The sequence below is a fragment of the Phenylobacterium sp. SCN 70-31 genome, assembly GCF_001724605.1.
Classification (GTDB): Bacteria; Pseudomonadota; Alphaproteobacteria; order Caulobacterales; family Caulobacteraceae; genus Phenylobacterium.
On sequence record NZ_MEEX01000013.1, the window covers coordinates 181,873 to 191,381 of the forward strand.

A 9,509-nucleotide genomic window follows, 5' to 3' on the forward strand; every position below is an offset into this window, starting at 1 on the left:
TCGCTCGCGCCCGCCGCGCCCTACAGCGCGGCTTGTGCAAGAACCTTCCCCGGTGATGCGTCGTCGTCCGTGAAGGTCACTTCCAGGCGCTCGCCGGGCGCCGGCTCGCGGGTCAACGGGATGCGGACGGACCGGCGCGCGATTTCGGGGTAGACGCCCACGCCGCGGGCCAGCCCGAGGGGCTCGGCGGACTTGGGCGCGCCGGCGACGCGGACCTCGAAGTTGCCATAGGCCGAGCTGGCGCCTGTCCGAACCACGTCGAAGGCGACCAGGGCGATCCGCCGGCCTGACGGACCGCCGTCGCCCGCCGCCCCGGCGTGTTCGATCCGGAGGTTCTCGATCCGCGCGCCTACGTCGAGCTCGCCGGGCCGCACGATCACCGGGATGGAGAGGCCGTAGACCGCCGTGATCTGGAAGCGCAGTTCGCCCGTTACGTCGCCCCCGGCGGCCGCCTCGGCCGTCGGGCCTGCTTCGGGTGGGGGAAGGGTGGTGATGGTGAGGTGGCTGCGATGTTCGCCGGCCGCCGCTTCGGGCATCGAGGACAGCCGCACCCGCACGGTCTGGGGACGGCCGGGTTGCAACACGACGCGCCGGGGCGAGACCTGGAGCATGGCCCGCGCAGATTTCAGGCCGGCGGCGGCGGCCTGGACCTCGGCCTGGCGCTCGGATGAATCGACGGCCGAGATCTGTCCGTCAGGCAGCATCACGCGGTCGACGAGGGCGATGTCCACCGTCACCGGCTGGTCGCCCTGGTTCACCAGGAAGACCGCGTTGTTGCGTCGGCCCCGATCGAGGATCACGCGCTTGGGGGTCAGGTTGAGGTAGGTGCCCGTCGCCGACGCCGCCGGTTCCTGCGCGAACGCCGGCGCCGCAGCGAGCGCGCCGAGGGCCGCGACCGCGGCGAGAACACGGCCCCACCACATCAGTTGTACTGCACCACGACGGCCAGGGTGGTCGCCGCCAGATCCGGGCCGAGGCCCACGCCGATGCTCGCCGCCGCCCCGCCGCCCAGGGAGCCATCCACGATCAGGGCGCCGCCGCCGATGGTCGGTCGATCGGCGTCTCCTCCCGAGGGGAGATCGCCCGCGGGCGTATCCTGTGTCGCCGGGAGGGTTTCCGGGCTGGTCCGGACGACGAGGCCACGACGGCCGGTCCCGGCGAGCACCCGGAAGCCGACGGGCGCCGTCACGACCTGTCCGGTGTCGTCGACCCTGCGGATGACCAGCCGTGCGTTGGCCGGCATGGTGTTGGCCATCCCCATCGACGGGATTTCTCCGGTGAATTGCGCGCCCGAGAGGCCGCCGCTCGCCTCGCTCACGTTCGGCATCGCCGTGGGCCACGCCAGACGCAGCATCGCGGGGTCCACGATGTCGGCGCGCGCCGGCGCCGCCGCATCGGCCGCGCGGGCCGGTGGCGCGTCGCCCAGAAGCGCGCCGGCCAGGAACAGGATGGCCAGGAGCGGGGCGACCGGGGAAAGGCCGGAAGAGTGAAGGGCGCGCATCATGCCGGGACAACCTGGACCCTGGCGCAGCAGCGAACCATGCGCCGCCGCGCCGCAGGGATCAGTTGAAGTCCACGGTGATGCTGAGCGTGCCGCTGTAGGTGTTGATGGCGGTCGTGTTGGTGATGTCGAAGCGCCCGCCCACATGCAGGTCGTCTATGCCCGAGGCCGGCAGGGTGTTCAGCGCGCCGCTGCCGGCGACCGGGGCCTCCGCGTTGATGTTGGTGAGGTTGCCGCCTGCGCCCGGGAAGCTGAGGGTGTTGCCCGTGACCGAATAGGTCTGCCCGTTGGTTCCGGTGATCCGGAAGGTGGCTGCGTGCGCCAGCCCGCTGGTGGGTATGAAGCCGTTTCCGCCACTGAGGGACGGCGTCGCCGTGCCGGCGGCCGCCGACGCGACGGTCACGGTGGTGGTCCCTGAGGTCGGCCGGGCGATGGTCCCGAACTCCAGACTCCGCGTGGCGGTCACCTGGTTGGGTGACACGATGTTGGCCTGGGCCGTGGTGTTTGCGCTCACCGGCGCGGCGTTTGCGGCTCCCGCCAGCGCGGTCGAGGTGGCGGCGAGGAGCGCAAGGCGCAGTTTCATTCCGGGACCCTTCATCGGCGTTTCGATCCTTCCGTGCGGCGCATTGCCGGGCGGGGTCCGTGTCCGCCTGCCGGCTGGGCTCCGAGAATATTCCCCTCTGGCGGGAAAAGTAGAAATGACAGGCGCCCAGGGTTGAGTTCCTGGCATTTACCTCTCATTAGCTGTGTTTCGATGTAGAACCACGTTCGTCAATCGTCAAGGCGCACGCGTCCTCATATTGGGGTCGAAAAATCGCGCAGCATTCGGATGTCATGGGAAAGTCCGACTTTCCCGAATACTGACTCTCAAAAGTAATCGCTGCGGGTCGCCGAATCGGCCGGCGGGGCGATCTCGTCCGGTGTGCGCCTTGCATGTAGGCTGGCTCAAGGCGGGCGCATGGCCGCTGGCGGGACGAGCGATGGCGGCGGACGGCGCATGGCCCCACGACGGGGAAGGGGGGCTGGCGGCGGAGCCGCCGGACGACCTTCGCCGCGTGCTGGCCGCGGTGGAGCGGCGCCTCGGCGGTGATGGAGACGCGATGTCTCAGGAGACCGCCCGCGCTCTGGCCCAGGCGCTCGAGCTGCTTGCGGCGCGAGTGACGCATCATGAGACGGCTGTGCTGGCGGCCGTGGCGGCGCTGGCCGCAAGGCTGGATTCGGCTACGCTCCGCGGCGGGGCGGTCGTGAACGCGTCGCGGCGCGATCCCTGGTCCGAGCCCTGGCCCCTCCGCGCCGTGATGGCGGCTTCGACGTCATCGGCGCTGTTGGCGGCCATGGCGGCGGCAGCGGTGGCGTTCGGTCTTCACGGTCCCGAAGCGGCAAGCGACATGCCATCCGCGCCAGCTTCGCCCGATGTGGTGCGAAAGGGCCTGGGCACGTCCAACGGACCGTCGGCGGCGCTGTCCGCGGCGGTCCCGGCCGGCCCGGTCCTGCGAGCCGCGCCGCCCGTGTCGCCCGGCCCGGCGTCCGACGGTTACGAAGCGGCCGCCGAGGCCTTTCAGAGAGGCGATCCGCAGGCGTTGGCCCGGTTGAACGGCCTGGCGCAGGCGAACGATCCCCGCGCTCAACTCCTGCTCGCAGGGCTCTATGAGACCGGCCGGGCGGGACTGCCGCGCGACCTGTCGGCGGCGAGGATGTGGACCCGCCGGGCCGCGGGAGGCGGCGACAGGATGGCCATGCACAACCTGGGCCTTTTCCTCATGGCGGGAGAAGGCGGGCCGCGCGACCCGGCCGAGGCGGCGGCCTGGTTCCGGCGCGCCGCCGAGCGCGGCGTCGTGGACTCCCAGTACAATCTCGGTCTGCTCTACGAAGCCGGGCAGGGCGTGCCGCGCAACCTTCGCGAGGCCTATCGCTGGCTGTCGCTGGCGGCCAACGCCGGAGACATCGCCGCGCGCGAAAAGCAGATCGAGGTCGAGGCCCGTCTGGCGCCGGCCGAGCGGGCCGGCCTGGACCGCGACGTGGCGGCCTTCCAGCCCGGCGCGCTTTCGCCGGATGCAGCCGCCCCGATCGTGCCGCCGGCCGCCACCATCGCCGAGAGTCAGGCGTTCCTGGCGCGGCGGGGGTACTACCTCGGCCCGATCGACGGCGCTTCGTCAGCCGGCTATGCGACCGCCGTCGCCGCCTGGCGCAAGGATCATCCTGAGCAGCCTTGAGCCGGGCGCCGGCTCAGCCGTTGGGCCGCACCAGGATCTTGACGTGCGTCTCCGGGTCGCCCAGCGCCTCGAACGCGCCTGCCACGCCATTCAGGTCCACCTCCCCGGTGACCAGGCCCGTGACATCGATCACGCCTTCCGCGAGCTGACGCAGGGTCAGGGCGAATTCCTCCGGCGTGTAGCCGAAGACGAAGGTCAGCTCGATTTCCTTGGTGATGGCGATGGAAGGCTCGATGCGGTCTGTTTCCATGCAGACCCCGGCCACCACGATCTGGGCGCCGGCCGGCGCGGCCTCGATCAGCCCCTGGAGCACGCCGGGCGAGCCCACGCACTCGAACACCACGGGACGGGCGACGGGATTGCCCATCATGGCCATCATGCTCTGGTCGGCGCGCGCCCGCGGCGTCCCGAGGGCTTCCCAGCGGTTGTGGGGATTCTCGACGGCGGGATCGACCACCACGTCGGCGCCGATCGTCTCGGCGGCGGCCCGACGGCGCGGCGAGAAGTCGGCCGCGATCACGGGACCGTGACCCTGGGCCTTGAGGGCGGCGATGACCGCGAGGCCGACCGGACCGCAGCCCACCACCAGCGAGACCGACCTCGGCTCCAGACGAGCTTTGGCGACCGCGTGGGCTCCGACCGCAAAGGGCTCGGTCAGGACCGCCTTGTCGGTGGGCAGGCCGTTGGGGACCTCCAGCACCATCGCTTCGGTCAGCAGCATCTGCTCGGCGAACCCGCCGGGCAGGCGATTTGAGAAGCCGAGGGCTTCGACGCCGCCGCCGTGCAGGGTGACCGGTACGCTGACGACCCGCGTCCCGGCCTTCAGCGCCTTGGGAGAGCCCGGCCCATGATCGAGAACCTCGACGCAGAATTCGTGGCCGAAGACGGTGTCCGCCGTGGGATCGAAGCCGTTGTCGGGCGCGCCGCCGCGCCGGGACAGGCCGATCATGTGTTCCATGTGATGCAGGGCGTGCAGGTCCGATCCACAGATGCCGCACGCCAGGGTCTTCACCAGGATCTGTCCTTCGGCGGGTCTCAGGTCGGCGATCTCGTCGCAGACCAGTCGCCTGTCACGTCGGATCACCGCCTTCATGCATCCTCCTCGCCGTTGGTCTTCGCCATCGGTCTTTCTTGTGCCTGCCGCCGCTATCCCCTAACCCTCGCGCCGCTGAATCACCAGGGAGCGGGACGCCATGAGCCTCGCCTTCATTTTTCCGGGCCAGGGCAGTCAGGCCGTTGGCATGGGTCAGGATCTTGCCCAGGCGTTCGGCGCCGCGCGCGAGGTGTTCCAGGAAGTGGACGACGCGCTGGGCCAGAAGCTGTCCGTGCTGATGCGTGACGGCCCGGAGGACCAGCTCACCCTGACCGAGAACGCCCAGCCGGCGCTGATGGCCGTCAGCGTGGCGGTGATGCGGACGCTGGAGCGGGAGTTCGGCGTGGGTGTGGAAAAGGCCGCCTTCGTGGCCGGCCACAGCCTGGGCGAATATTCGGCGCTCGCCGCGGCGGGCGCCCTGGGACTTGCCGATACCGCCCGCCTGCTGAAGCTGCGCGGCCAGGCCATGCAGCGGGCCGTGCCGGTGGGGCAGGGCGCCATGGCCTCGCTGATCGGCCCCAAGACCGATCTGGCCCTGGCCGAGGAGGCCGCGAAGGCCGGCGCCGAGGTGGGTGTCTGCGTCGTGGCCAACGACAACAACCAGGGCAATGTCGTGATCTCGGGTGAGAAGGCCGCCGTGGACCGTGCCATCGAGAAGGCCAAGGAACTGGGCGCCCGCGCGATCCCGTTGAACGTCTCGGCGCCGTTCCACTGTCCCCTGATGCAGCCTGCTGCCGACGAGATGGCCGAGGCGCTGGCGGCGGCGGCCATCGTGGCGCCGCGCGCGCCGGTCGTGGCCAACGTCACCGCCGCGCCGACCAACGATCCCGAGGCCATCCGCCGCCTGCTCGTCGAACAGGTCACCGGCCGGGTCCGCTGGCGCGAAAGCATGACCTGGATGGCCGGGTCGGGCGGCGTCACCCGATTCGCGGAGGCCGGCGCCGGCAAGGTTCTTTCGGGCATGGCCAAACGCATCGCCCCAGACGCCGAGGCCACGCCGCTGAACGCGCCGACCGACCTCGAAGCCTTCGCCAAGTCGCTCTGAAGGAGACCGGTATGTTCGACCTCAGCGGCAGAACCGCCCTCGTCACCGGCGCAACCGGCGGCATCGGCGCCGAGATCGCCCGCACCCTGCACGCCCAGGGCGCGCATGTCGTGCTTTCCGGCACCCGCGAGGCGGTGCTCCGAGACCTGGCCGCAAGCCTGGGCGAGCGCGTCTCGGTGGCCGCCGCAAACCTTTCGGACCCCAATGCGGTGGATGGCCTCGTAGAGGCCGCCGAGGCGGCGGCCGGCGCGCCCGCAGACATCCTGGTGGCCAACGCTGGAATCACCCGCGACGGCCTGCTGATGCGCATGAAGGACGAGGACTGGGAGACCGTCCTGAAGGTCAACCTGGAGAGCTACTTCCGGCTCAGCCGGTCGTGCATACGCGGTATGATGAAGCGCCGCTTCGGCCGAATCATCGGCATCACCTCTGTGGTCGGCGTGACAGGCAATCCGGGCCAGGCGAACTACGCCGCCTCAAAGGCCGGCATGATCGGCTTCTCCAAGGCTCTGGCCCAAGAAGTCGCCTCGCGGGGTATTACCGTAAACTGCGTGGCTCCGGGGTTCATTGAGAGCCCGATGACCGACGCGCTCAACGAGCAGCAGAAGGCGACGATCCTCTCCACGATTCCGTCCGGCCGGCTCGGAGCGGGCGCGGATGTGGCGGCGGCGTGCGCCTATCTCGCCTCGAACGAGGCCGGCTACGTGACGGGTCAGACCCTGCACGTGAACGGCGGAATGGCTATGATCTGACGCTCGCCAGTCCGGTGGGAACGTGCTACCCGCCGCGGCGAATTCGAACACCGAAGCGGCAGTTGACTTCGCCGTCGCCGTCGCCGATGCAGAGACCTGACTAACCCCTGAGGGACCTTACGAATGTCCGACGTCCTTGAACGCGTCCGCAAGATTGTGATCGAACACCTCGACGCGGATCCGGAGAAGGTGACCGAGAAGGCCAGCTTCATCGACGACCTGGGCGCCGACAGCCTCGACAACGTCGAGCTGGTGATGGCGTTCGAAGAAGAGTTTGATATCGAGATTCCGGATGACGCCGCCGAGCACATCCAGACGGTGGGTGACGCCGTGAAGTTCATCCAGGAGCGCCTGGGCGGCTGAGGCGCGCTCAACCTATCCTAGAATCGACAGCCGCCGCGTCCCTGGGTCGAACCTGGTGGCGCGGCGGCTTTGTTTTCGAGGGCTGCACATGCGTCGAGTCGTCGTCACCGGCATCGGAATCCTGAGCCCCCTGGGGCAGGGGACCGAGCTGACCTGGAAGAAGATCCTGGCCGGCCAGTCCGGCGCGGGGCGGATCACCGCGTTCGACACCACGGACTACGCCTGCCAGATCGCGTTCGAGGCCCCGCGGGTCGACGGACGCGGCGGCGGCGGTCCGGATGTCGAAGGCAGTTTCGACCCCGACAAGACCCTGTCGGCCAAGGACCGCCGCCGGGTCGACGACTTCATCCTGTACGGCATCGCCGCGGCTGACGAGGCCGTGAGGGACGCCGGCTGGACGCCCGAGGACGAAGAGAGCCGCGAGCGCACGGGCGTGATGATCGGCTCGGGCATCGGCGGCCTGGGCACCATCGCCGAGACGGCCATCGAGCTGCACGAGCGCGGCCCCCGCAAGGTCAGCCCCTTCTTCATCCCCTCGTCGCTGATCAACCTGGTCTCGGGCCAGGTCTCGATCCGCTACGGCTACAAGGGCCCCAACCACGCGGTGGTGACGGCCTGCGCCACCGGCGCCCACGCCATCGGCGACGCGGCGCGGCTGATCAAGTACGGCGACGCCGACGTGATGATCTGCGGCGGGGCCGAGGCCAGCATCGTGCCGGTGGGCATCGCCGGCTTCATCGCCTGCCGCGCCATGGCCACCTCGTTCAACGACGCCCCCGAGAAGGGCAGCCGGCCCTACGACAAGGACCGCGACGGCTTCGTCATGGGCGAGGGCGCCGCCGTCCTGGTGCTGGAGGAGCTGGAGCACGCCAAGGCGCGGGGCGCGAAGATCTACGCCGAGGTCGCCGGCTACGGCCTCTCGGGCGACGCCTTCCACATCACCGCGCCCTCGGAAGACGGCGACGGCGGATATCGCGCCATGAAGGCGGCGCTGAAGGACTCGGGCCTCGCCGCCTCGGACATCGACTACATCAACGCCCACGGCACCTCGACCATGGCCGACGGCATCGAACTGGGGGCCGTCGAGCGCCTGCTGGGCGACGCCGCGCCGGGCAAGGCCATGTCGTCCACCAAGTCGATGACCGGCCACCTGCTGGGCGCCGCCGGCGCCATCGAGGCGGCGTTCACGATCCTGGCCATCCGCGACCAGATCGCCCCGCCGACCATCAACCTCGACAACCCCGACGTCGAGACGGTGCTGGACCTGGTGCCCCACAAGGCCAAGCCGATGAAGATCGACGCGGCCATGTCGAACAGCTTCGGCTTCGGCGGCACCAACGCGGCGGTGATCTTCAAGAAGTACGCGTGAGCCCAGCCCCGTGAGCCCAGCTCCGTGAGCCGTCCGGGAGGCCGCGCGCGCCGAATCAGCCGCCGGGCCGCCGGCGGCGGGGCGATGATCGCGGCCGGCGTGGCGCTGCTGCTGGCGCTGGCGGGGGCCTGGACCTACCTGGGCCCCGGCCCCCGCGCGGCCTCGGGCGAGACGACGACGGTCATGCTGGCGCGCGGCTCCGGCGTCGGCGTCATCGGCCGCACGCTGGAGGACGCCGGCGTCGTCACCTCGGCAGGCCTCTTCACCCTGGCCGCCCGGCTGACCGGGGCCGCGTCCAGCCTGAAGGCCGGCGAGTACGAGTTCGCCTCGGGCGCTCCCATGTCGCGCGTGCTGGCCGACATCCGGGCCGGCAAGGTTATCCGGCGCGCCATCACCATCCCCGAGGGCTGGACCAGCGGCATGGTCGTGGACGCCCTGAACGCCGAGCCGGCGCTGAGCGGGACGGTGGTCGAGCCGCCCGAGGGCGCGATCCTGCCCGACACCTACGATTTCCAGCGGGACGAGCCGCGCGAGGCGGTGGTCGCCCGGATGCGCGCCGCCCACGACAGGCTGCTGGCCGAGCTGTGGGCCAAGCGCCAGCCCGACCTGCCGCTGAAGACGCCCCACGAGGCGGTGATCCTGGCCTCGGTGGTGGAGAAGGAGACCGGGGTCGCGGCCGAGCGACCGCGGGTGGCGGCGGTGTTCGTCAACCGGCTGCGGATCGGCATGCCGCTCCAGAGCGATCCCACGATCATCTACGGCCTGACCAGGGGGCGGCCGCTGGGGCGCGGCATCCGCGCCTCGGAACTGGCGGGCGACACGGGCTACAACACCTATCGCATCCCGGGCCTGCCCCCGACGCCGATCGCCAACCCGGGGCGCGACGCGCTGGCGGCGGTGCTGAACCCCCCAAGGTCGGACGAACTCTACTTCGTGGCCGACGGGACGGGGGGGCACGCGTTCGCGACCAACTATCCCGACCACCAGAAGAACGTGGAACGCTGGCGCGCCATCGAACGCCAGCGCGCGGCGGCGGCGGGAAAATAAACCGCGGAAAACGCGGAAGGGCGCGGAAAAGGGGCCGCGAGGCGGCCAGTCGAACCGCGAACGAACGCGAACGAACGCGAACGGGGCTGTGGCCGGGCCGAGGCCTATTCGCGTTCGTTCGCGTTC

At 70.6% G+C, this 9,509-nt stretch carries 10 protein-coding genes; 6 read left to right on the forward strand and 4 right to left on the reverse strand.

Going from position 1 to position 9,509, the window contains the following annotated elements; all coding sequences use genetic code 11:
- Positions 1-20: 20 nt before the first annotated feature.
- Genes ABS78_RS12150 through ABS78_RS12160 form a run of 3 tightly spaced genes read right to left on the reverse strand, consistent with a single transcriptional unit; the run spans position 21 to position 2,084 of the window.
- Positions 21-923 carry a hypothetical protein gene (locus ABS78_RS12150; protein ID WP_293379176.1) on the reverse strand — a complete coding sequence of 301 codons (903 nt, stop codon included), beginning with the start codon at positions 921-923 and terminating at the stop codon, positions 21-23.
- Positions 923-1,504, reverse strand: coding sequence for a hypothetical protein (locus ABS78_RS12155; RefSeq protein WP_293379179.1), 582 nt, complete (start codon positions 1,502-1,504; stop codon positions 923-925). Before ABS78_RS12155 ends, ABS78_RS12150 begins: the two co-directional genes overlap by 1 nt.
- 58 nt (positions 1,505-1,562) lie before the next feature.
- A complete protein-coding gene (locus ABS78_RS12160) occupies positions 1,563-2,084 on the reverse strand; it encodes a DUF4402 domain-containing protein (protein WP_293379181.1) in 522 nt (173 codons plus the stop codon).
- Between the two features lie 397 nt (positions 2,085-2,481).
- Between ABS78_RS12160 and ABS78_RS12165 the strand changes: the two genes are divergently transcribed.
- Positions 2,482-3,714 carry a tetratricopeptide repeat protein gene (locus ABS78_RS12165; protein WP_293379184.1) on the forward strand — a complete coding sequence of 411 codons (1,233 nt, stop codon included), beginning with the start codon at positions 2,482-2,484 and terminating at the stop codon, positions 3,712-3,714.
- Between the two features lie 13 nt (positions 3,715-3,727).
- Here the strand turns inward: ABS78_RS12165 and ABS78_RS12170 are convergent, their stop codons facing one another.
- Positions 3,728-4,807: a zinc-binding dehydrogenase gene (locus ABS78_RS12170; RefSeq protein ID WP_293379187.1), complete on the reverse strand. Its 1,080-nt coding sequence runs from the start codon at positions 4,805-4,807 to the stop codon at positions 3,728-3,730.
- 100 nt (positions 4,808-4,907) lie between these two features.
- Here ABS78_RS12170 and fabD point away from each other — a divergent pair, with 100 nt between their 5' ends.
- The 5 genes from fabD to mltG all read left to right on the forward strand — a co-directional run bounded on the left by fabD (position 4,908) and on the right by mltG (position 9,383).
- Positions 4,908-5,852 carry an ACP S-malonyltransferase gene (fabD, locus tag ABS78_RS12175; RefSeq protein ID WP_293379190.1) on the forward strand — a complete coding sequence of 315 codons (945 nt, stop codon included), beginning with the start codon at positions 4,908-4,910 and terminating at the stop codon, positions 5,850-5,852.
- A gap of 11 nt (positions 5,853-5,863) precedes the next feature.
- A complete protein-coding gene (fabG, locus tag ABS78_RS12180) occupies positions 5,864-6,604 on the forward strand; it encodes a 3-oxoacyl-[acyl-carrier-protein] reductase (RefSeq protein ID WP_293379193.1) in 741 nt (246 codons plus the stop codon).
- A gap of 123 nt (positions 6,605-6,727) precedes the next feature.
- A complete protein-coding gene (locus ABS78_RS12185; RefSeq protein WP_068877152.1) occupies positions 6,728-6,967 on the forward strand; it encodes an acyl carrier protein in 240 nt (79 codons plus the stop codon).
- 88 nt (positions 6,968-7,055) lie between these two features.
- Positions 7,056-8,336 carry a beta-ketoacyl-ACP synthase II gene (gene fabF / locus ABS78_RS12190; RefSeq protein ID WP_293379196.1) on the forward strand — a complete coding sequence of 427 codons (1,281 nt, stop codon included), beginning with the start codon at positions 7,056-7,058 and terminating at the stop codon, positions 8,334-8,336.
- 24 nt (positions 8,337-8,360) lie between these two features.
- Entirely contained in the window at positions 8,361-9,383 is a 1,023-nt protein-coding gene (gene mltG / locus ABS78_RS12195; RefSeq protein ID WP_363083146.1) for an endolytic transglycosylase MltG, read from the forward strand.
- Positions 9,384-9,509: the final 126 nt, after the last annotated feature.